The sequence below is a fragment of the Parashewanella curva genome, from assembly GCF_003675895.1.
Classification (GTDB): Bacteria; Pseudomonadota; Gammaproteobacteria; order Enterobacterales; family Shewanellaceae; genus Parashewanella; species Parashewanella curva.
The window spans coordinates 41381-63914 of the sequence record NZ_ML014777.1; the positions used below are offsets into that span (position 1 = coordinate 41381).

Sequence of the window (22534 nt, forward strand, 5' to 3'; positions counted from 1 at the left end):
TCTCCATTTAAGATGTTTACCACTCATTGATTTATTTTTGAGTGATATGAGTTAACTGGCTTCTTTGAATTATTAGGTTTTCAATACGAACCAGTAGTTTTTTGTGTCGTATCACATTTAGGTGCTAATTTGCCAGATGAATCAGATAATAATATTGATCTAAATCAATCGAAAAACGCCTCAAATGGAACATCGTTTCATTACATGATCTCGATCATAAAACAGAGTCAAAATAACAACAGAACGTTGTTATTTTGAGCATTCAATGAGAACAAATGACAGTAAGTTTGGGATAGGTTAAAAGCCAGTGTTTACTTTTAACTCTTTGATTAAAGGCCGACAAACTTCTTTTAGGGTTATATGTAACTTCTAAAGAGAACAGTGATTGCAAATCAAATGCAGATTGAACAACAATCTCATTATTTTCAAGCCTCACACCTATTGCCGTTTCTTTCTCAGGCCAATAAGACATAGCATCAATAATGGATACGTAAGGGTTATCCCCATTTCTAATATGCATTCTCGCTTGATTCTTGACAGACCAAGGTAAACGCAGCTGCTCATTAAGCATAGCTTCTAAACTTTTATCTTTATCTTCAGAAAGCTCATTCGCTTCATAGTAAATCACATCTATATCAGACAAAGATGTTATAAGCTCCTTTGAATGGAGCTTATCCCATACCAAGTTTCTTACAAAGCCAGCCGCTAATAAATAATCCTTTATACCTTGAGCTTGCATCACTTGCTCGGCAACCTCTAATGCCCTCACTCTGCTGGGATCTTGGTACAGCCACTCTGTAATTTGTCGCTGATGTTTACAGTTCAATGCTCTCCTCTCCTTGAGTAATTGTTGGAGGAGCTGAAGCCAAGTTTTGTTTTTCACAAAATGGAAGAACGTCATCTACTGCTAGTGGACGTGAAATATAGAAACCTTGAATCGCCGAACACCCCATTTGTTGCAAGAAATCGAGCTGTTCCTTGGTTTCTACGCCTTCTGCAACAATTTTCATACCTAGGCTATTTGCCATAGACAAAATAGCGTCAACTAACTGTATCGCGTCCTTTTGATGAGGAACATCTTTAATAAATGAACGGTCAATTTTTAAAGTATCAAATGAGAAACGACGCAAATAACTCAGGGATGAATAACCGATTCCAAAATCATCAACCGCCAGATGAACCCCAAGCTTATGTAGCTTATTAAACGTTTTCTGATTTTCTTCTGAATTCTCAATTAATGCTGATTCAGTCAATTCAAGCTCTAGAGCCGAAGCAGGAAGCCCGTGCAGTGCAAGACCTAAATGAACATCATCAACAATGACATTATTAAGAAGTTGTCTGCTAGAAACGTTTACAGACACATAACGAGGCCCATGTTCGTGTTTACGCCACTTCTTAATTTGGGCGCATGATTGCTCCAACACCCATTCTCCAATAGTGCTGATCAATCCAAGAGATTCAGCTAATGGTATAAAATCAGCAGGCGAAACATGACCTAACTTCGGGTTATTCCACCTAAGTAACGCTTCTACACCAATCACAATGCCTGTATCACCTGAAATGATTGGTTGATACAAAACATATAACTCATCACGTCTCAAGGCTTGTCTTAATTCATTTTCCATTTCAAGACGCGACTGAACTGCATTGCTCATAGCATTAGAATAGAACTTTAATGCATTTCGACCAGCCATTTTACTTTCATACATGGCAGCGTCGGCATTTTTAGTTAATGCTTCATAATCATTACCATCTTGCGGGAAAGTAGCAATGCCAATACTACAACCAACTACAACCTCATGGTGTTGTATCAAAACTGGTTGCGAGCATGACTTATTTACTTCTTCCGCGATTAACTGGGCATTAGCTACTGAATGAGGCTCCGTTAAAATAATCACAAATTCATCACCACCAAGACGTCCCAAGGTATCATTTGGGTTGATCAAGTGACCAATTCGTGAAGATATTTGCTTAAGTAAAGCATCGCCAGCGTTGTGACCAAAGCTATCATTAACTTTTTTAAAGTCATCCAAATCTAACAACATCAACACTACGGATGTGTTATTTAATTTAGCAATGTTAATCGCACTGGTTAAACGCTCAAATGTCATTCCCCTGTTAGGTAGACCTGTTAACTCATCAAAATTAGCTTTGCGATACAATTGATCTTGATATGTCCGCTGCTGAGTCAAATCAGTAATTGAAGTAATTACTGCTTCGCCATCAGTATATTCAACAACTTTTGATGATAATGAAGCCCAAATCAAGTCCCCAGCATCCGATTTTATTTGCACTTCAAAGCCATCTACACGATTTTGAAGAGTCAAGTATTCAACAAATAAATTTCTATCTTTTGGGTTAACGTAAAATTCGGCTGCGTGTCTGCCAGACAAGGATTTATCACCGGATGTGAGTAACTCGTTTGCTCTCAAATTCCCATATAAAATTTTCCCTGTTTGGGGTTGAGTAATCAGCACCGCAATTGGTGCAGAGTGGGCGATTGAATGAAAATGGTTTTGTGACTCGGCGAGCGAGCGTCCTTTTTTCCATACCAATTGATTTTGTTTATATTGCAACCATAAACTAACAGCAACTCCAGTGATAAATAACGATAATAAAAAGACAAACAATTTCATCCCTTCACTAATTGTAGAAGGTTTAGTGGCTACACTAAGCCAAAGTAAGTTATGCAGTTTAGAGATAGGGGCGTTATGTGCTAAATGATATGAGCTAAAGTCTGTATCACTTTGGTACAAAAGTTTATGTTTATTATCCTGCATTGAAACCTGATATTGCTCAGAAAAATTCTCCGCAACTAAGGTATCAACCAATTTGGGAATCGAATAAATAGCCCCAAGATTGCCTATAAACTTCTCACCCGAAAAGATAGGCACAAATAAAGCAAAGACTGGCTGTGCTTGTTCAAGCATAAAAGGTTTAGTGTAAACTACTGCACCATACTTTTTGGAAAGTTGAGCTGCTTTTTCCAATTCAGTTAATGCCAACTTTAGCGCAACACTGCTTTGTGTTTGAGTAGAAGATACTCGTTTAACAAGTTTAAAGTTACTATCACTGAGAGAAAAATGAAGCAAACTAGAATGAGGAAGTAAATAATCCTTCAAACATTTCTCTATATCTTCATTTTGCAACCCTACTTGCGGGATTTCCGTTGCAAGGAGGTACAAAAAATTTTCATCAAGCGACAATTGAGTCTCAATTTTGCTGACAGAATGAGACAATTTAGTACTTAGAAGCTTGCTATCCGCTCCTCGGTCTTGCTCTTTAATAAAGTAGTGTAAAGCAGCTAAAGAAAGCGTGATGGTAGCCGTAGCGATAAACGGCATAACAAAGCTTGATTTACGCTTCCTTAAAAAGTAGTTAGTTGGCTCTGAGCCAAATGAAAATATCTGATCAGGTTGCGCCTTATTTGAACGAAGCTCTGTGAAAACCAGAAAGACTTGATGATAAAAAATATACATAGCCCCTAACAAAAGGAACATAAAAGCGGCAAGGAATACTCGAAATAAATCAGCTTTATTTTCAACTTCAGAATTTTTGATAATAGTGGCAGCAGCGACTTCCCAATGTCGTGATGGCAAGTTAACGGTAAAACGAAGTAAACTGTGATCAAACAATTCTGGATCACCAATAAAGTCTTTACCTTTGTCTGTTCGAAATGCCATTTGTAATTCTGGATTACTATCTATTAGTTTCGAAGCCAATACTGAAGATGTTAAATTAACGATTATAGAAGCACTGCCCCAGTACTCACCTTCCCTGTATATCGATTTCGTTAACGCTACCCCTTTACCACCTAACTGCAAATCAAAAGGGTCAGATACCACTAACTGATTTGTTTTAGGTGAAGAGTCACGACCGACAATGTAGGAAACCCCATTAGAAGGAACAGTAATATTTAAGCCATATCGATTAGTAACTTGTAATGATTTTAGCCCAGAATTAAGTTCAAGCATGGCTTTCATTACTTGTTTAACATGAGTTCTATTGACAGTTTCAAGCCTAACATCTTCGTGGACTTCACTTTCAACTATCGAAGCCAAACTTGACACTAAGAGTCCATGGCGACTCATTATGTCTTCAAGTTTATCGACTTTCTCTTTGAATTTTTCTGAAACAGAGACATGATAATTTTCATATAAATAATTCTCGTACCAATTAGTGGTTTGCCACCAAATAGTAACGCAAGTCAGCAAGATAAAGACAATTGCTATTGTTCTTTTTGTAAACATAAACGTATCTTGGGGAAGCTTTCAACTTAGTAACCTGAGCTCAGGTTAAGTAAATTTTGCCACCCTCTTATTTTATTAAATAACAACCGACTTTTTATCGGTCAACAACTATAATCTTTAAAGTAAATTTGTACTTTACTTGGCAGGTTGCATAATAACTTCAACCGTAGTTTTACCATTATTGATAATAGGGTAGCGATTATAAGTCTGAAAAATCACTCGATCTTGGTTCTTGATCAAAGCAACAACTCCATAGTTTACTTTTTTATCAATGGACTCTGCTGGCAAAATAAACTTAAAAGGAATCGGCTGAGTAGCAACATTAAAGGTCTTTTGAGCCAATATGACCCCTGGTGTATCCAAGTCAATAATGGCTACAGTAAACATGCTATTCATGGGTAGTAATATTTTTTGTAAATAACCAGCAGCGCCATTGATCACTATCGGCTTCGGTTTCTGAACCGTTACACATGCCGTCAAACTCATTGCCATTAAGAGTATTAGCAGTTTTTTCATTTGTGTTTCTCACTTATTCTCATTAAGCCTTCTTGGGTTGCCGATGCTACCAACTTACCATTGCTATCATAAAAATGGCCCTTAACAAATCCGCGTCCACCGCTGGAACTTGGACTTTCAATATTGAATAAAATCCAATCATTCATATTTATCTCATGATGGAACCACATCGAATGGTCAATTGTAGCCATTTTCATGCCAGGCGTTAAAAAGCTAACTCCATGTGGCTGTGCAGCCGTTACTAAAAAGTTAAAATCCGAGGCATACGCTAAAAGATATTTGTGGACTCTAGGATCATCTGGTACCTGACCATTGGCACGGATCCAAACTTGCTTTGTGGGGGCTGATTTTTCTGGATTAATTGGGTTAAGAGGATCCACTACTCTCATCTCGAAAGGAGATGGCTTGGTGAAAGTGGATAATAAGCTTTGTGGTATTGAACCCGCTAAACTTTTTGCGAGTTCTTGATGATTTAGTACACCTTCTGGCCCCGACACATTTGGCATCGAAATTTGGTGTTCTAAACCACTTTCTTGCGACTGAAATGAACAAGTCATCATAAAAATGGGGCGACCACTTTGTATCGCGTGCACACTTCTGGCACTAAAGCTGCCACCATCTCTTAAGTTTTCGACTTGATAGATAATGGACTTTTTAGGATCGCCGGCTCTTAAAAAATAAGCGTGTAACGAATGACTTGAACGAGCATTGGAAACCGTTTGTTTCGCAGCATTGAGTGCTTGCCCCATAACATGACCACCAAAAAGATGTCCAAATCCTATATCATGTGGTTGTCCGCGAAATAAATTATCATCGAGCTGCTCTAAAGATAATAAAGATAAAAGTGAATCTAAGATGTTACTCATAGCACCCTTCATTTATTTGGTAACAAGATAAGACTATCTTAAAAAGATCAAAGAAACTATATACTAAATAAGATTAAACCTATCATTATTACGAATAATTATCTTTAAAAAGTACAGCTAAACGCTAAAATGTCGACTTTTGCGATTGATTAAACAAACAATGAACCCTTGGATAATCGCCATTCGGCCTAAAACCCTATTTGCAGCAATAAGTCCTATCATTTTAGGCAATACAATGGCTGCCTCTTCACCTTATTTCGAGTGGTCGATTGCAATACTTAGTTTAGTTTGTGGCGTGTTTTTACAAATCACAGTCAATCTGGTTAATGATTATTCTGATCATAAAAATGGTATCGACAGCCAGCAACGGCTTGGCCCAATTAGAGCATGTCAATCCGGTATAATCACGCCGAATACAATGGTAGTCGGCATATCCATTAGTACACTGCTTTCAATTTTATCGGGCTTATTTTTAGTCTTTCATGGTGGTATCGGCTTTCTTTATCTTGGTGTCGCATCAATAGCCTGTGCGTTCGCCTATAGTTTAGGCTCAAAATCATTGGCCAATCTTGCATTAGGCGAACTAGCAGTATTCATTTTTTTTGGATTAATCGCCGTTTGCGGCAGTTATTACTTGCAATCACACGCCTTAAATACTGACATCATAATCATGGCTGTATGTTTAGGGTTATTAAATGCTGCAATAATGTTTGTGAATAACACCCGAGATAGACTGACAGATGAGCAGGCTGGAAAGCGAACGTTAGCGGTTAGAGTTGGAAGTACAATGTGTTCACCTGTCTATCGAGCATTGGTTTTTGGTGCTTATGCGATAATGGTAACCGCTTACTTTATGGGGGCATTGCATGGTTTGCCAGTATTACTTGCGGGTTTGAGTTTTGTTCTTGGTAAAAAGCTAACTCTAGACTTTGAAACCGCCAAAGACACTGAGTTTAATGCTATTTTACATAAAACAGCATTACTAACTTTTATGTTCAGTTCACTCTATTGCATTGGTTTAGCTTTGACCTGAAGTAGCTTGAAGCATATCTTCATAAATCACTTTGATAAAAGCATGCGCCTGTTGAAGGCTTGGGCGGTTTTGCGGGCTTTCTCTAAGCATGTAGGTCGCTAAACAGAGTACATTTAACTCAGGTGATAATTCCTTGGTATGTTTTGGTGTTTTAAACTCCATTGGGCTTACATTTTTCTCTGAGCCTCTTTTTGCACTTACTCTAAGTATTGTTGATACTTTTTGTACACTTTTTAACTTTTTGATAGGGTTGGTATAGGTTTTCCAATCGCTTTTTTGTCTAGAAAGATACTGCTTTGTAAATGCTTTTAATTGGCTATCACTAATATCAGATCTAGCACTATTAATATCTTGCAGTGCATTTAAGTAATTTTGCCCATATTCCTGAATCTTGCCAGATATGAGCACAAACAACTTCCCTAAAAAAAATACAGCACGGCTTTCACAATTTGCTTTACAAGAAAGGTCGAGCGTACTCATGCGCACATCTTTTCCTGTGGAAAAGCCGTTTTCACTTTCTTCATCTTTTTTGGCTTCAAGGCTGGTAGTTTTAGCTAAAAAAGGCTCAAGTGTACTTTCCTCAACCCCTATATCCGTCACTGGAAGAGTGCTCACATCAAATCCAAGTTCATTCAATGCAACGAAGCCATCAATCAACCTGAAAACGATCATTATAAACTCTTGCTCAAGTAAAGTATTTTTCAAATACAGTGGATTACCCTCTGTGATAAAAGGCGCTCTGTGAGTGGTAGTAAAATTTTGGATTGCCAGCAATTCCAAAAAACCATGCTCAGCTGGTTCAGATATCAATACAGCAAATGGAACATCATCACGGCTTGCTTTATAAAAAACACAAGGCGATGGAAAAAATCGATGACCGGTAAAAGCCTCAAATTTTTGATATTCCTGTTCAATTGGCGCAAAGTCACCATTCATTTGCGGAAAACTGAACACTAGACAAGTTGATGGTTCATAAGCATTTTTTTCATAAAAATAAGCAAAGTAACTATTGAGATTAGCGGCCTGAAAATGAGTTTCAAGCTGAACTTTGAAGACCTTGGCCTGAAGAGAATCTCCAAGTTCAGTTTCAACAGAAAAGGGTTTGCTTTTTCTTTCAGTCGGGAAATGGTTATATGCAGTATGAAAATTGCTTATCGCCAGCAAAACAGCAGCTTCTTCAGAGGGGATATTATACGGGCAAGAAAATTGATAGCTTTTTGAAAAACCGCCCCGAAGCCTGACTTTTACAGTTTTAATTTCGTTCACTTGCATTGGTGACGGACAGTCTACACGCAATACTTCATTTAACGGTAATAAATGCTCGTTTTTAATTGCCATCTTACGTTTCTCATGAATTTAAAACATAAAGAGTATTTTAAGCAAAGTAATCAGTACTCGGTTTTGTTCTCGTACAAAGCTAGAAGGCAAGAACACGTATAGTTATGAGTCCATAAAAAACAGATGCTTTTTAAAATTAATAAACATGAATAGAAACTGGGTCAATTATTGTTCCATCTTGCGAGAAATAAATTGTTTTTTTGAGAGACAGATATAAAAACAGATGGAATTAACGTGCATTTATTGGTTATATTCGGTAATCGACTTGAACTTTTAGCTAAAGCAGAATGAGTTAATTTTTTGACTATGCGATTTTGGTTCAAGAGAATATGTATGGTTCAGCTTTATCCCCCGCTGTATATTACGGGGGATTGTAAACAAGCTTCTAAATCGAGATTTGCTCTCGACTAGTGCTACTCCACTCTAAATGAAATTTTTTACCTGACTTTTTATCGATGCGCTCATAGGTATGAGCACCAAAATAATCTCGTTGACCTTGTAGCAAGTTGGCTGGCAAGGTTTCGCTTCTAAAGCTGTCATAGTACGCCAATGCTGAGCTAATACATGGAGTAGGAATCCCATTAAGCACTGCAAAGCTTGTTGCTTGACGCCAATTTTGCTGAAGCTGAGATAATTGCTCAGCAAAACTGTAGGCTAAAAATAAATGAGCCAAATTAGCTTGCTGCTGATATGCCTGAGTAATTGATTGCAAAAATGATGCACGGATAATACAACCAGAACGCCAAATTTTTGAGATTTCAGCAAAGTCTAAGTTCCAGCCTTGCTCTTTAGCAGCCATAGCCATTAATTGGAAACCTTGAGCATAACTGGCTATTTTTGCGCAGTACAAAGCATTTTCTAATTGATCAATGATTTGCTGTCTGGATTCCAAGGACACTTCATTAGTCTCTTTACCTGCTAATTTAGCACTTAAACTAACCCTTAGTGATTTTTGAGTACTGATGGCTCGAGCTGAAACCGCTTCAGCAATCGTAGGTGCAGGACAGCCTAACTGTAAACTACTGACTGCTGTCCATAAACCAGTGCCTTTTTGCCCTGCTTTATCTAAAATCATTTCAACTAAAGGGCGATTGGTTTCTGGGTCAGCCTGTTGAAGAACATCGGCACTGATTTCAACAAGGTAACTATTCAGTTTTCCTTGATTCCATTTTTCAAATACCTTACCGATTTCTGAAGCAGTCATGCCGCAGCCACTAGACAAAATATGGTAGGCCTCGCAAATTAATTGCATATCAGCGTATTCAATGCCGTTATGCACCATTTTTACGTAATGACCAGCGCCAGCGCCACCAATATAAGTCGTGCATGAATCACCATTTTCTACAATTTCACCTGCAGAGGTTCTTTCTATTGGCAATCCCGTCTCAGAGTCAACTTTCGCTGAAATAGAATGCCAGATAGGTGCAATACGTTCCCAAGCATTAGCGTCTCCACTTGGCATTAAACAAGGGCCAAATCGCGCCCCTGTTTCACCACCAGATACCGCAGAACTAAAAAAACTAAATTTATCTTTATATCGTTTTTCACGTTCTACCGTGTCCGTCCATAAACTATTTCCAGTATCAACAACAATATCTTCAATTTGAATACCAGCTTCTATAAGGGCATGACAAACACCATCGACAGGCGCTCCTGCAGGGACAGAGAGTACAACAATTTTTGGGCTAACTAGCTGATCTAAAAGATGCTGGATACTCTCACAGCCAATGACCTGAGATGGATATTTACGAGCCGAAGACTCTGCATTGAACTGACTCAAAAACTGGCTAACTTTAAGAGCATCAAGATCGTACGCTGCAACATTAAAACCATTGTCAACTATATTAAGAGCAAGGTTTTTTCCCATTACTCCAAGTCCAATGACCCCAATATCCATCTGCTGCGTTTTTTCTGGCATGTGATTCTTTTCCAAATGATCTTATACCGTTCGTACTTATCAAGTATTCAATAAATGCAAATAGTATGTTTAAAAAATTCGCGCGATTATATCTGTAATAATTATGCAAAACTATAGAGTAAAAACTGGAAAGATGTTTCGTATTTTAGAACAATGGAAGTGGTTGAAACCTGTTTAACATACAACGTTTAATTTTTGTGCTAATTGAGCTTGCTTTTGTATAAGTCGCAACCGATAAGGCCTCTTATTGTCTGTACCCAACAAACTTTAAGTTGCAAAGGATGTACAGTATTCAGCCCGCGAAAGGAAACAATTACAAAGTGATAAACTCTATTTTTATTATCTCTTCCAATTTTTTTAACTTGGATTCTTAAAATCACGCCCTCTTAAAACTTTACCTTTACGTCAACTTCCTGTACCTTTTTGATAAATTGTTTTGCTAGGTACAATAATGAGCATCAAAAGCAACTCCCCAACCAGTTACTCGATTAGTGATCTCTCCAAAGAGTTTGACATCACCACTCGTAGTATTCGGTTTTACGAAGATCAAGGCTTGCTAAAACCGAGTCGTCGTGGCCAAACCAGAATTTATAGTCTTAAAGATAAGGTAAGGCTAAAACTGATATTACGAGGTAAGCGACTGGGATTCTCGCTAGCAGAAACGCGACGCTTATTTGAGCTTTATGACGCAGATAAAACCAGCAACAGTCAGCTAGATACCATGCTCAAGCTAATTGCGGATAAAAAAGCCGCGTTGCAGCAGCAAATGGATGATATTCAGGTGGTATTGATGGAACTCAGTTCAGCTGAACAACAATGCCGCGATGCTCTCCAAAAATAACAATATTAAACAATTAATGATGTAGTAACTATTTACTACATGAATACATCATGCAAAGGACCTTACAATGAGCGCAATGTACTCAAGCTTAAATTTTGGATTAGGTGAAGATGTGGATATGCTGCGTGATGCAGTACAACAATTCGCTACTAATGAAATTGCACCACTTGCAGAAAAAACAGATCAAGAAAATGCCTTCCCTAATGAACTTTGGCCTGTTCTTGGTGACATGGGCTTATTAGGTGTAACCGTTGATGAAGAGTTCGGCGGTGCCAACATGGGTTACCTTGCTCACGTTGTAGCCATGGAAGAAATTTCACGTGCATCAGCTTCTATCGGCTTGAGCTACGGCGCTCATTCAAACTTGTGTGTAAACCAAATCAACCGCAATGGTAATGCAGCGCAGAAAGCTAAATATCTACCTAAGCTGATTTCTGGTGAGCATATTGGCGCACTAGCAATGAGTGAACCCAATGCCGGTTCAGACGTAGTATCAATGAAACTGCATGCACGTAAAGAAGGCGACAAATACATTCTTAACGGCAACAAAATGTGGATCACTAATGGTCCTGATGCTCATACCTATGTAATTTATGCAAAAACAGATGTAGAAAAAGGTCCGCACGGTATCACAGCCTTTATTGTCGAGCGTGGATTCAAAGGTTTCTCTACAGCACAAAAACTCGATAAGTTAGGGATGCGTGGTTCAAATACCTGTGAACTTGTTTTTGAAGACTGTGAAGTACCAGAAGAAAACATTCTTGGTAACCTAAACGAAGGTGTAAAAGTCCTAATGAGCGGACTTGATTATGAGCGTGTAGTACTTGCAGGTGGCCCACTTGGCATCATGCAAGCCTGTATGGATATTGTTGTTCCATATATTCACGACCGCCAACAGTTTGGTAAATCAATCGGTGAATTCCAGCTAGTTCAAGGCAAGCTAGCTGATATGTATACTCAAATGAATGCTGCGCGCTCTTATGTCTACGCTGTAGCTAAAGCTTGTGATCGTGGTGAAACCACTCGTAAAGATGCTGCTGGCGCTATTTTATACAGCGCGGAGCTTGCAACAAAAATGGCGCTAGATGCAATTCAGTTACTAGGTGGTAACGGCTACATTAATGAATATGCTACAGGCCGCTTGCTGCGTGATGCCAAACTTTATGAGATTGGTGCAGGTACCTCTGAAATCCGCCGTATGTTAATTGGACGAGAGCTGTTCAACGAAACCAAGTAAGAGTCGAACATTATGCCTGCCTTTGCAGGCATTTTCGTTTCTAATCCTACTGCAACGATTTTGAGGAATTAACCGTGACGCAAATTACCAGTCGTATTAATGCTCGTAGCGACGAGTTCAAAACAAAACATAATGATATGTCTGAGCTCGTTGCTGACTTACAACAAAAGCTTGAACAAATCCAACAAGGCGGTGGCGAAGTAGCCATGCAACGTCACTTATCACGTGGCAAATTAGCACCAAGAGATCGCATCGAAAAACTGCTCGATCCAAGCTCCCCTTTTATTGAGCTATCGCAATTTGCAGGTTACGAAGTCTATGACGATGTTGTGCCAGCTGCAGGTGTTATTACAGGAATCGGCCGTGTTAGTGGCGTTGAATGTATGATTGTGGCTAACGATGCGACAGTAAAAGGTGGAACCTACTACCCTCTTACAGTAAAAAAGCATGTTCGTGCACAAGAAATTGCTGAGCGCTGCAACTTGCCTTGTATTTATCTTGTTGATTCAGGTGGCGCATATTTACCACTGCAAGATGAAGTTTTTCCAGACCGTGATCATTTTGGTCGTATTTTCTTTAATCAAGCGAAAATGTCAGCAAAAGGCATTCCTCAAGTAGCAGTAGTAATGGGATTATGTACCGCAGGTGGCGCTTATGTTCCAGCTATGGCTGATGAATCCATCATTGTAAAAGAACAAGGAACGATTTTCCTTGCAGGCCCTCCATTAGTTAAAGCTGCAACAGGTGAAGAAGTCAGTGCAGAAGAGCTTGGTGGTGCTGAGGTTCATACCAAAATTTCAGGTGTTGCCGATCATCTCGCACAAAATGATGAACACGCATTAGAAATTGCCCGCAATTCAATAGCTCGTTTGAATCACAACAAACAAATAGAATCAACAGTGGATCAAGTTAAGCCACCCAAATATAGCATTGAAGAACTTTATGGCATTGTCGGCACAGACTTGAAAAAGCCATTTGATGTAAAAGAAGTGATTGCTCGTATTGTTGATGACTCAGATTTTGACGAATTCAAAGCAAACTATGGTGCCACATTAGTGTGCGGCTTTGCCCGCATCCATGGCTACCCTGTTGGCATAGTGGCCAATAACGGCATTTTATTCTCAGAGTCAGCCCAAAAAGGCGCTCACTTTATTGAGTTATGCTGCCAACGCAAAATCCCACTGCTGTTCTTACAAAATATCACTGGCTTTATGGTGGGTAAGAAATACGAACATGAAGGCATAGCCAAACATGGAGCCAAAATGGTAACGGCCGTTTCTTGTGCCACTGTTCCTAAGTTCACCGTACTCATTGGTGGTAGTTATGGTGCCGGTAACTACGGTATGTGCGGCCGCGCATTTGATCCAACAATGATGTGGATGTGGCCTAATGCTCGTATTTCTGTAATGGGTGGCGAGCAGGCCGCAGGTGTATTGTCCACAGTGAAAAAAGATGGTTTAGCTCGCAAAGGTCAAAGCTGGACTGAACAAGAAGAAGCTGACTTTAAAGCACCAATCGTAGAACAATACGACAAAGCTGGTCACCCTTATCATGCCAGTGCGCGCTTATGGGATGATGGCATTATCGACCCAGCTCAAACTCGTGATGTTGTTGGCCTAGCGCTTTCAGCTGCCTTTAATGCACCAGTAGAAGACACCAAGTTTGGTGTGTTCCGCATGTAATTCGGAGACAAAAATAATGACTACCGTCTTTGAAAACGAACAATTTCAGCACATTTTGTGCGAACTAGAACAAGGTGTCGGCAAGCTAATTTTAAACCGTGTCGAAAAACACAATGCATTTGATGAAGTCATGATTGCTGAAATCATCAAGGCATTAGCTTTGTTCGCTGCTAATAGCCATTGCCAAATACTCGTATTAAAAGCAAATGGTAAACACTTTAGTGCTGGCGCAGACTTGAACTGGATGCGCAAACAAGCACAAATGGATTTTGAGCAAAACCTAGCAGATGCCAATGAACTTGCTCGATTGATGCACGACTTAGATAAATTCCCAAAGCCTACCCTAGTTCAAGTTCAAGGTGCGGCGTTTGGTGGTGCATTAGGTCTGATTTGTTGCTGCGACATCGCCGTTGCATCACCAAAATCCAGTTTCTGTTTGAGTGAAGTAAAGCTAGGGCTTATTCCTGCGGTGATCAGCCCTTATGTTGTTCGTGCAATGGGCAATCGTGCTTCACGTCGCTACATGTTAACGGCTGAACGCTTTGGTGCAGAAAAAGCGCTCGAGCTACAAGTACTTCATGAAGTCAGCGACGATTTAGACGCTGCCAGCCAGCCGCTGATTGATGCATTACTTTCGAACAGCCCACAAGGCATGGATTGGTGTAAAAAGCTCATCGCTCGTATGGAAAGTGGTGAAATTAACCAAGATACCCTCGACTACACCACCGACAGAATTTCTAACATTCGTGTATCTGATGAAGGTCAAGAAGGCCTAAACGCCTTTTTTGAAAAACGTCAGCCTAACTGGCATAAGGCAGAGGAATAATAATGATCACAAAACTACTGATTGCCAACCGTGGTGAAATCGCCTGCCGCATCATGGATACCGCTCGTAAAATGGGCGTTAAAACCGTTGCAATATATTCAGATGCAGATGCAAACGCTCGCCACGTAGCAATGGCTGATGAAGCCTTTTATCTAGGTGGGAGCGCGCCAGCAGAATCATACTTACGTGGCGATGCCATCATTGACGTAGCTAAACGTGCGGGAGCACAAGCGATTCATCCCGGTTATGGTTTCCTTTCAGAAAATGCCGAGTTTGCCAAAGCCTGCGAACATGCGGGAATAGAATTTGTTGGACCTGGCTCAGCCGCCATTGATGCTATGGGCAGTAAAAGTGCAGCAAAAGCGATTATGACTGAAGCCAATGTACCGCTGGTTCCCGGCTATCATGGTGACGACCAATCAGATTCATTACTCAATTCAGAAGCCGATAAAATTGGTTTTCCTCTGCTAATCAAAGCCGCTTACGGTGGCGGCGGCAAAGGCATGCGAATTGTTGAAAGCAAAGCTGAGTTACAAAATGCAATCGACTCAGCGCGTCGTGAAGCTGCTTCATCGTTTGGTAACGATAAGCTGCTGATGGAGCGTTACTTACGTCAACCTCGCCATATCGAAGTACAAGTATTTGCAGACAAACATGGAAACTGCGTTTATCTATCGGATCGCGATTGTTCAGTACAACGTCGTCACCAAAAAGTTGTCGAAGAAGCCCCTGCTCCGGGTTTAAGTGACGAACTTCGTAAGCAAATGGGTGAAGCCGCTGTTGCGGCAGCTAAAGCAATCAATTACGTTGGTGCAGGTACCGTTGAGTTTTTGTTTGATACTGACAACAGCTTCTACTTCATGGAAATGAATACACGTCTTCAAGTAGAGCATCCCGTCACGGAACTGGTCACAATGCAAGATTTGGTTGAATGGCAACTTAAAGTGGCCGATGGCCAACCGCTGCCACTTCAACAAAATCAAATTGAAGTGACAGGTCACTCTTTTGAAGTGCGTATTTACGCAGAAGACCCACAAAACGAGTTTTTACCTGCAAGTGGAAAATTAGATTACTTACAAGAGCCTGAAGCCAATCCTTATGTACGTATTGATTCTGGTATTCGTCAAGGTGATGTGATCAGTAACTTCTACGACCCAATGATTGCCAAACTTATCGTTTGGGACAAAGATAGAAAGCTAGCATTGCAGCGTATGTCCAAGGCTCTTGAAGATTACAAAATTTCTGGCCTTAAGCATAACATCCGTTTCTTGCATGCCATCATCGAACACCCTGCTTTTGCAAGCGAAAACTTTAGCACGGACTTTATTGATCGTTATGGTAACGAACTGCTCACTCTAACATCAACCGATGCTCAGACTGCTCAAGCTTTAGCTGGTTTGTATCAAGTGCTTTATCGTAAGCAGCAAGCCAATGCTATGTTATCCGATCACTCAGACAGCACTTCACCTTGGTCAACACTTTCTGGTTTTAGACTCAATAGCCCTAAGCAACACGCGGTAAGATTGCTTGATGACGAGCACCAACAAATTGATTTACGTTTAACAGAAGTTGCTAATGGCTACCAAGTAATTATTGGTGATAATAACTATCAATTAGATGGCCTATTGAAGGATAACCTGTTTAAAGTACAGCTCTATGATCACCGCTTTACATTACAAGTGGCTCAAGTTGATGATGACTTTACACTCTTCACAGGTACAGAGCAGTTCCATTTCAAAGCGATACAAGCTCAAGAACTAGATCAGCAAGATGATGCAGCAGACAAGCTTAAAGCACCAATGAACGGCACAATTGTGACTCATCTAGTTAACGCAGGAGATAGCGTAAAGGCTGGTCAAGGACTACTTGTCATGGAAGCCATGAAAATGGAGTACACGATTGAAGCTCCATTTGATGGCACTGTCACTGAGTTTTATTTCCACCCTGGCGACTTGGTCAGCGATGGCTCACTACTCTTAGATGTTGAGGAAGCTTAAATGAGCAAAGTTAGCATTTTTGAAGTAGGTGCACGCGACGGTTTGCAAAATGAAAAAGCCGTCAACACTCAAGATAAAGTGACGTTGATAAATGAACTTGCAAGCTCAGGCGTTCGTCGTATAGAAGCGGCTAGCTTTGTTTCGCCTAAGTGGGTGCCACAAATGGCTGACTCATCAACGGTAATGGATCAAATTGAACGTAATCCGAGTGTAAAATACAGCGGTCTCACGCCTAATTTAAGGGGCTTAGAGGCCGCTATTGCAGCAAACGTCGATGAAGTTGCCATATTTGGTTCTGCTTCAGAAGCTTTCAGCCAAAAAAACATCAATTGCTCTATCGAGGAATCAATTTCTCGCTTTAAACCTGTAATGGAGCTAGCCAAAGAACATAACTTACCTGTTCGAGGTTATGTTTCTTGTGTCTTAGGTTGTCCATACGAGGGTGAGATAGCCGTAAGTGAAGTCGTAAGAGTGACCGAACTTCTTAATGATTTAGGTTGCTATGAAGTCTCATTAGGTGACACGATTGGAGTGGGAACACCAGCTAAAGCTAAGGCAATGCTAGAGGCTGTGATGCAAAGTGTACCAGTAGAAAAACTGGCCTTACATTTTCACGATACTTACGGGCAAGCCTTAGCCAATATCGCTACTTGTTTAGACACAGGAATAAAAACGTTTGACTCTTCTGTAGCTGGCTTAGGTGGCTGCCCATATGCTAAAGGAGCCTCAGGCAATCTTGCCACTGAGGACCTAATATACATGCTGCACGGCTTGGGGTTAGATACTGGTATTAACCTTGAAAAATTAGCTCATTCTGGTGATAAAATTTGTAAGGCTCTAGGTCGAAACAACGGTTCAAAGGTCGCACTTACCTTACTTAAGCAATAATAAATGGGATTTATCTCATTTGTTTTGACTGGGATTATTGAAAAACTTAATATAAATGCGTGATTTGTGAATATAAAAACAGAGGTGATAAAGAGTACGGAACATCACTCCCTCTCTCACTTCAGCAATTCATGCATAAATAAAGAACAAATAATAAAAGGAACAAACATGGCAGGATTGAATAAATTAGTCAGTAGCTATGAAGAAGCACTGGCTGGCCTACAAAGCGATATGACAATAATGGTCGGAGGCTTTGGTCTTTGCGGTATTCCTGAAGGTCTTATCAATCAAATGACTAACATGAATATCAATGGACTAACGGCAATCTCTAATAATGCAGGTGTTGACGATTTTGGCCTTGGCTTACTGTTACAAAAGCGCCAAATTTCTACCATGATTGCCTCTTATGTTGGTGAAAATGCCACTTTCGAAAAGCAGATGCTATCTGGCGAGCTTGAAGTCATTCTTACTCCTCAAGGTACCTTAGCAGAAAAGATCCGTGCAGGTGGTGCTGGTATTCCCGCATTCTTTACCGCAACTGGCTATGGTACTCCTGTCGCTGAGGGCAAAGAAACTCGTGAAATTGATGGTCGTCACTATGTTCTAGAAGACTCACTAACAGCGGATTTTGCATTAGTAAGAGCATGGAAAGCTGACACCATGGGTAACCTAGTTTTCCGTAAAACGGCAGCAAACTTTAACCCTATGATGGCAACGGCAGGTAAAATTACGGTTGTTGAAGCCGAAATCATTGTAGAGCCGGGTGAGTTGGATCCTAATCATATTCATACATCTGGTATTTATGTTGATCGCCTTATCCAAGGTACATTCGAAAAACGCATTGAGCAACGCACCGTTAAAGCATAAGGGAGAAAGAGCATGTCACTAACAAGAGAACAAATGGCTCAACGTGTCGCCAAAGAACTACAAGACGGCTTTTATGTAAACCTAGGCATCGGCATCCCTACCCTTGTTGCGAACTACATTCCTGAAGGTATGCAGGTAATGCTGCAATCTGAAAATGGTCTATTAGGTATGGGAGAATTTCCAACTGAAGAAACTATAGATCCAGATTTGATCAATGCAGGCAAGCAAACGGTAACAGCGGTTGATGGCGCTTCTTTCTTTTCATCAGCTGAAAGCTTTGCCATGATCCGTGGCGGCCATGTTGACCTTACTGTACTTGGCGCCTTTGAAGTAGATGTAAACGGCTCTATCGCATCATGGATGATCCCGGGCAAACTAATTAAAGGCATGGGCGGAGCGATGGACTTAGTTGCTGGCGCTGAAAACATCATCGTTACCATGATGCATGCTGACAAATACGGAAATTCAAAACTCCTTCCTCAATGCGAATTGCCCCTGACTGGTTATGGTTGTATTAAACGCGTTGTTACTAACCTAGCCTACTTAGAAATCAAAGACGGTGCTTTCCACCTAATTGAGCGCGCTCCTGGCGTTTCAGTTGAAGAAATCAAAAACATGACTGCTGGTGACTTAGTTATTCCAGATCATGTACCTGAAATGACATTTTAAATTTCATAAGCTTTGAATATAAGGCTGCAGTTGCAGCCTTTTTTAATCCATCAAAGATCACTTAAAGGGCTTCTCACTCCACTCGCCCCAGCTTGAATCACATGCGTATAAATTTGAGTTGTTCTCACATCTTGATGCCCTAACTGCTCTTGCACAGTTCGTATATCAGCGCCACGCTGTAAAAGGTGAGTTGCGAACGAATGCCGCAAAGTATGACAATTCACATCTTTTGAAATTTTAGCTTTCCTCGCTGCAGCCTTAACCGCTTTTCGTACCGAAGTTTCATCAATATGATGCCTTCGTAATTGACCTGAATGAGGATCAACACTCATTCTTGTCGAAGGAAACAAATAATGCCATTTGAAACTCGTAGCTGCATTGGGATACTTTTGCTCCAACGCATAAGGAAGCCAAACACCGCGATAGTTTTCTAATTCACTATCAACAATAAAAAAACTTCTAGCTTGCTCAATCTGTTGTTTTAGCGGTTCAACTAATTCGGACGCTAACGTTACCCTTCGATGCCGCCCGCCTTTACCATTCCAAATCAGTAATGAGTGATAGTCAAAATCAATATCTTTTACTCTTAGTCGAACGGCTTCCATCAATCTTAGTCCACTCCCATACATCAATTTCGCCACAAGACTTCTGTTTGCTTGAACGTGTTTTAGTAAACTTGCTATTTCAGACTTAGTTAAAACGACGGGTAATTTTGCTTCACGCTTTGAGCGATTAAATTGCAAGTCCATTGATAAGGGTTGCGACAAGAAGTCATTATATAAAAAGTGCAAAGCGTTTAGCGCGAGCTTTTGGGTCGCTGGCGCGACATTCTTTTGATTTGAAAGGTAACTCAAGAACAGCTCTACTTCCCTTTCTGCAAGTTTTGAGGGATGCTGCTTGCCATTAAAAATGATAAAGGCTTTGATCCAATGGAGATAAGTTTCGATAGTTCGTTTCGCAAAATGACGAGTAACCATAAACTCAGAAATATGAGTGAGAAATGGCGAATGTGACATGAGAATCATCCTTGATTGCACTGTATCAAAAAACAGTATTACAGTTTTTCCTTCTTTCCACAAGAAATAAGGATTTTTTCCTCCTTTCACGCAAATCAGATTTCATACAAACAATAAAAGTGCTTGATTTCGTATTATAAAATGGATAATTTATCCGAATGTTAAAAACAATTAACAGGCGGTAGCGTGCCTGTAGAAAGAAGGATTTTTTCCTTCTAATAAGCTGTTATGCGTTGTAAAAACTTCAATGGTTTTTATGTTGTACCATGCAAGGTTCAACTGCGGTAGCAATGGAAATTCAGCTTAAATAATGCAGCTGTAGATCAACCACGAAATTGCATTTATCAATGTTATTTTTGGCTGTTTTAAAAATTATTAAAATCGGCAAAATCATTGGCAGTATCATAAAAACAAAGTTGGGCACACTCCAAAACGTCTGTAATATCAAAACGTAACTGGTGCGCCTAACAAGGCATTTAAGACGGACAAATACTTGCAGGCTTTTGTCACTTCGTTCCAAATTTTAGCCTGCAACCATTTGCCGCTTAATGCGGCGTTATATGGCTACTTAAGCATCGTCTATACTTCAATATTTTTTGAGGAGCAGTATGGAACCAAGTTTTCAGTTTCCAAAATCGATGAAGGATTTCTCTAGAAATCCATTAGGAATAATTGCGTTATTTATTGTTCTAGTTTATGGGTTTGCCTGTATAATCTTTGGCTATTCATCCCCTGCTCTACAACCGGATGAAAGAACACCCATTATTTGGTTCATAGTTTTATTTCCACTTTGCATTCTATTTTTGTTCGGTTGGCTTGTTTCAAGGCACCATGACAAATTGTATGCCCCCCAAGATTATCGAACCGACGACTCGTTCCTGAAAACCTTGACGCAAAGAGCAGCAAAGGATAGTGCAGTTTATATTGATGACTTGCTCCAATATGGCGGAGATCTAGAAATAATCAAAGATCAAGAAACAAAGATAAAAAACGATCTTCATAAAAGAAATTTGTCATATGACAATGATACAAGCAATGTTCTAATACGACAGCTTGCAGCTTCACAAGTATTATCATGGTTTGAGCGTATCTATAACGCTATCTTTGGTTCACAAATAAAACTACTTACAGCTGCAAAAGACGGTGTTGAATTGAAGGTGGTTGAGGCTGCATTCCAAACTGTAAAAGAAAACAATCTTGAGCAATTAGGTACATGGAACTTAGAGCAATATCTTCTGTATTTAACAAGCACAGGACTTTTGCATAAAGAAAACGAAACTTTTAAAACAACAAAATATGGCAATGACTTTCTATTAATTCTTGAAAGTTCTGGCTTTACAAAAGATAGGCAATTCTAGTAATCGCCATATAACAAGTAAATCCAGGTGACGCCTACGGCGCACCTGATTTAGGCGTTATACGCACAGCGGAGGGAATCGTGCAAAAATTTATTTTCATATGTATATTAACTGCTCTTTCATTTTCTAGTTTCGCTCAAGAACCTCTTTCAAGAGACCAATTATTAGAGAAAGCAAACGGTTTTATTGCAGCTAAAAACGCACGCCAACAACCTGACTCGTCAACTAAGGATATTGATCATTTCATATCTTTACTCGCAAACGAGTTTGTTGACGAGCATATAAAGCACAATTTCACATATACAAACAAATCCAGCCTTAGAAAAGATATGCTTGCAAAGTTAAAGGATGAGATTGCTTTCAGTAATATCAAAATTAATACAATTATGGTTGGTGCTAATGTTGTATTTATTAACTATACCGAATCAGCAAAAGTTAAGCCTTTTCATTTAGATAAATTCATTAACTACAGCAGTACCAATATCGTTTCATTGGAGTTTGATAAATCAGGGCTAATAAAACGTATACGCAGGCATGCTGGGTAATGTGCGTATAACAAGGCATTCAACAGGACGCAAAATCGTTGGCTTTGCTCCTGCGTCGCAAATTATAGCCAACAATTTTCCGCCCGTTAATGCGGCGTTAGCTGCTAATGTGAAACATTGAACATATGGAGATGAAAATGAGGAAATTACTAGGGTTAGCACTTTTTCTAGGATTAATTTCAAGTGCAAATGCCAACTACTTGGTAAATGTTAAGCTACTGAATAATGCAGAAACAATTGCAAATCCAACATTAGTCGTTAGTCCTGACAAAGAAGTAAGTGTAGAGGTTAGTAAATTATATAACCTCAAATTAACTGTATCTCCTGAAAGTAAGTCAACTGTGAAAATAGCAACTCAGTTAAGCTTAAACGGTGAAAAAATGTCTCCTGTTCTTATTACCGAATTAGGCAAACCTGCAAGCATCCAAGTAGGTAATAAAGAGATGTCAATTCTAATCACTGAGAAACGCAGCTAACAAGCGCTTCAACAGGACAAATACTCGTTGGCTTTTGTCGCTGCGCTCCAAATTCTAGCCAACAATTATTTGCCTGTTAAGACGGGCGTTATGCGTTGTAAAAACTTCAATGGTTTTTATGTTGTACCATGCAAGGTTCAACTGCGGTAGCAATGGAAATTCAGCTTAAATAATGCAGCTGTAGATCAACCACGAAATTGCATTTATCAAT

The 22534-nt window shown here is 39.9% G+C and carries 19 protein-coding genes; 12 read left to right on the forward strand and 7 right to left on the reverse strand.

Annotated features, from left to right (window positions below):
- Positions 1–262: 262 nt before the first annotated feature.
- From D5018_RS10700 to tesB, 4 genes are all read right to left on the reverse strand, one after another.
- Positions 263–826 (reverse strand): nucleotidyltransferase family protein, encoded by a 564-nt coding sequence (locus D5018_RS10700; RefSeq protein ID WP_243637423.1) that lies wholly within the window; start codon positions 824–826, stop codon positions 263–265.
- Complete coding sequence (locus D5018_RS10705) at positions 816–4250, reverse strand: bifunctional diguanylate cyclase/phosphodiesterase (RefSeq protein WP_121839001.1); 3435 nt, start codon at positions 4248–4250, stop codon at positions 816–818. Before D5018_RS10705 ends, D5018_RS10700 begins: the two co-directional genes overlap by 11 nt.
- A 135-nt stretch (positions 4251–4385) precedes the next feature.
- Positions 4386–4766: a YbaY family lipoprotein gene (locus D5018_RS10710; RefSeq protein ID WP_121839002.1), complete on the reverse strand. Its 381-nt coding sequence runs from the start codon at positions 4764–4766 to the stop codon at positions 4386–4388.
- Complete coding sequence (tesB, locus tag D5018_RS10715; protein ID WP_121839003.1) at positions 4763–5632, reverse strand: acyl-CoA thioesterase II; 870 nt, start codon at positions 5630–5632, stop codon at positions 4763–4765. The genes D5018_RS10710 and tesB overlap by 4 nt, the downstream gene beginning before the upstream one ends.
- A gap of 160 nt (positions 5633–5792) precedes the next feature.
- Between tesB and menA the strand changes: the two genes are divergently transcribed.
- The gene (gene menA, locus D5018_RS10720) at positions 5793–6665 is read left to right on the forward strand and encodes a 1,4-dihydroxy-2-naphthoate octaprenyltransferase (protein WP_121839004.1); all 873 of its coding nucleotides are present in this window, start codon (positions 5793–5795) and stop codon (positions 6663–6665) included.
- On the opposite strand, the gene D5018_RS10725 is transcribed toward menA, so the two are convergent.
- Positions 6651–8003 carry a hypothetical protein gene (locus tag D5018_RS10725; protein WP_121839005.1) on the reverse strand — a complete coding sequence of 451 codons (1353 nt, stop codon included), beginning with the start codon at positions 8001–8003 and terminating at the stop codon, positions 6651–6653. The genes menA and D5018_RS10725 overlap by 15 nt on opposite strands.
- 385 nt (positions 8004–8388) lie before the next feature.
- On the reverse strand, positions 8389–9921 hold the full coding sequence (gndA, locus tag D5018_RS10730) for an NADP-dependent phosphogluconate dehydrogenase (protein ID WP_121839006.1): 1533 nt from the start codon (positions 9919–9921) through the stop codon (positions 8389–8391).
- Between the two features lie 451 nt (positions 9922–10372).
- Between gndA and D5018_RS10735 the strand changes: the two genes are divergently transcribed.
- From D5018_RS10735 to D5018_RS10770, 8 genes are all read left to right on the forward strand, one after another.
- Entirely contained in the window at positions 10373–10762 is a 390-nt protein-coding gene (locus D5018_RS10735) for a MerR family transcriptional regulator (protein ID WP_121839007.1), read from the forward strand.
- Between the two features lie 67 nt (positions 10763–10829).
- Positions 10830–11999, forward strand: a complete 1170-nt coding sequence (locus D5018_RS10740) for an isovaleryl-CoA dehydrogenase (protein WP_121839008.1) — start codon at positions 10830–10832, stop codon at positions 11997–11999.
- A 74-nt stretch (positions 12000–12073) separates the two neighbouring features.
- On the forward strand, positions 12074–13681 hold the full coding sequence (locus D5018_RS10745; protein WP_121839009.1) for a carboxyl transferase domain-containing protein: 1608 nt from the start codon (positions 12074–12076) through the stop codon (positions 13679–13681).
- Between the two features lie 16 nt (positions 13682–13697).
- Positions 13698–14507, forward strand: coding sequence for an enoyl-CoA hydratase-related protein (locus tag D5018_RS10750; protein ID WP_121839010.1), 810 nt, complete (start codon positions 13698–13700; stop codon positions 14505–14507).
- Positions 14508–14509: 2 nt separating this feature from the next.
- Positions 14510–16504 (forward strand): acetyl/propionyl/methylcrotonyl-CoA carboxylase subunit alpha, encoded by a 1995-nt coding sequence (locus D5018_RS10755; RefSeq protein WP_121839011.1) that lies wholly within the window; start codon positions 14510–14512, stop codon positions 16502–16504.
- The gene (locus D5018_RS10760; protein WP_121839012.1) at positions 16505–17392 is read left to right on the forward strand and encodes a hydroxymethylglutaryl-CoA lyase; all 888 of its coding nucleotides are present in this window, start codon (positions 16505–16507) and stop codon (positions 17390–17392) included.
- Positions 17393–17560: 168 nt separating this feature from the next.
- Positions 17561–18259, forward strand: a complete 699-nt coding sequence (locus D5018_RS10765; RefSeq protein ID WP_121839013.1) for a CoA transferase subunit A — start codon at positions 17561–17563, stop codon at positions 18257–18259.
- A gap of 12 nt (positions 18260–18271) precedes the next feature.
- The gene (locus tag D5018_RS10770) at positions 18272–18928 is read left to right on the forward strand and encodes a CoA transferase subunit B (RefSeq protein WP_121839014.1); all 657 of its coding nucleotides are present in this window, start codon (positions 18272–18274) and stop codon (positions 18926–18928) included.
- A gap of 50 nt (positions 18929–18978) precedes the next feature.
- On the opposite strand, the gene D5018_RS10775 is transcribed toward D5018_RS10770, so the two are convergent.
- Positions 18979–19944 (reverse strand): integron integrase, encoded by a 966-nt coding sequence (locus D5018_RS10775; protein ID WP_165905043.1) that lies wholly within the window; start codon positions 19942–19944, stop codon positions 18979–18981.
- A gap of 608 nt (positions 19945–20552) precedes the next feature.
- On the opposite strand from D5018_RS10775, the gene D5018_RS10780 reads away from it, so the two are divergent.
- From D5018_RS10780 to D5018_RS10790, 3 genes are all read left to right on the forward strand, one after another.
- Positions 20553–21302 (forward strand): histidine kinase, encoded by a 750-nt coding sequence (locus D5018_RS10780; RefSeq protein WP_121839015.1) that lies wholly within the window; start codon positions 20553–20555, stop codon positions 21300–21302.
- An 80-nt stretch (positions 21303–21382) separates the two neighbouring features.
- On the forward strand, positions 21383–21847 hold the full coding sequence (locus tag D5018_RS10785) for a nuclear transport factor 2 family protein (RefSeq protein WP_121839016.1): 465 nt from the start codon (positions 21383–21385) through the stop codon (positions 21845–21847).
- Positions 21848–21984: 137 nt separating this feature from the next.
- Positions 21985–22323 carry a hypothetical protein gene (locus D5018_RS10790; protein WP_121839017.1) on the forward strand — a complete coding sequence of 113 codons (339 nt, stop codon included), beginning with the start codon at positions 21985–21987 and terminating at the stop codon, positions 22321–22323.
- Positions 22324–22534 lie beyond the last annotated feature (211 nt).

Coding starts and splice junctions, on each gene's coding strand:
- D5018_RS10705 (WP_121839001.1), bottom strand. CDS start 4,250: ATGTTTACAAAAAGAACAATAGCAATTGTCTTTATCTTGCTGACTTGC.
- D5018_RS10710 (WP_121839002.1), bottom strand. CDS start 4,766: ATGAAAAAACTGCTAATACTCTTAATGGCAATGAGTTTGACGGCATGT.
- tesB (WP_121839003.1), bottom strand. CDS start 5,632: ATGAGTAACATCTTAGATTCACTTTTATCTTTATTATCTTTAGAGCAG.
- menA (WP_121839004.1), top strand. CDS start 5,793: ATGAACCCTTGGATAATCGCCATTCGGCCTAAAACCCTATTTGCAGCA.
- D5018_RS10725 (WP_121839005.1), bottom strand. CDS start 8,003: ATGGCAATTAAAAACGAGCATTTATTACCGTTAAATGAAGTATTGCGT.
- gndA (WP_121839006.1), bottom strand. CDS start 9,921: ATGCCAGAAAAAACGCAGCAGATGGATATTGGGGTCATTGGACTTGGA.
- D5018_RS10735 (WP_121839007.1), top strand. CDS start 10,373: ATGAGCATCAAAAGCAACTCCCCAACCAGTTACTCGATTAGTGATCTC.
- D5018_RS10740 (WP_121839008.1), top strand. CDS start 10,830: ATGAGCGCAATGTACTCAAGCTTAAATTTTGGATTAGGTGAAGATGTG.
- D5018_RS10750 (WP_121839010.1), top strand. CDS start 13,698: ATGACTACCGTCTTTGAAAACGAACAATTTCAGCACATTTTGTGCGAA.
- D5018_RS10755 (WP_121839011.1), top strand. CDS start 14,510: ATGATCACAAAACTACTGATTGCCAACCGTGGTGAAATCGCCTGCCGC.
- D5018_RS10760 (WP_121839012.1), top strand. CDS start 16,505: ATGAGCAAAGTTAGCATTTTTGAAGTAGGTGCACGCGACGGTTTGCAA.
- D5018_RS10765 (WP_121839013.1), top strand. CDS start 17,561: ATGGCAGGATTGAATAAATTAGTCAGTAGCTATGAAGAAGCACTGGCT.
- D5018_RS10770 (WP_121839014.1), top strand. CDS start 18,272: ATGTCACTAACAAGAGAACAAATGGCTCAACGTGTCGCCAAAGAACTA.
- D5018_RS10775 (WP_165905043.1), bottom strand. CDS start 19,944: ATGTCACATTCGCCATTTCTCACTCATATTTCTGAGTTTATGGTTACT.
- D5018_RS10780 (WP_121839015.1), top strand. CDS start 20,553: ATGGAACCAAGTTTTCAGTTTCCAAAATCGATGAAGGATTTCTCTAGA.
- D5018_RS10790 (WP_121839017.1), top strand. CDS start 21,985: ATGAGGAAATTACTAGGGTTAGCACTTTTTCTAGGATTAATTTCAAGT.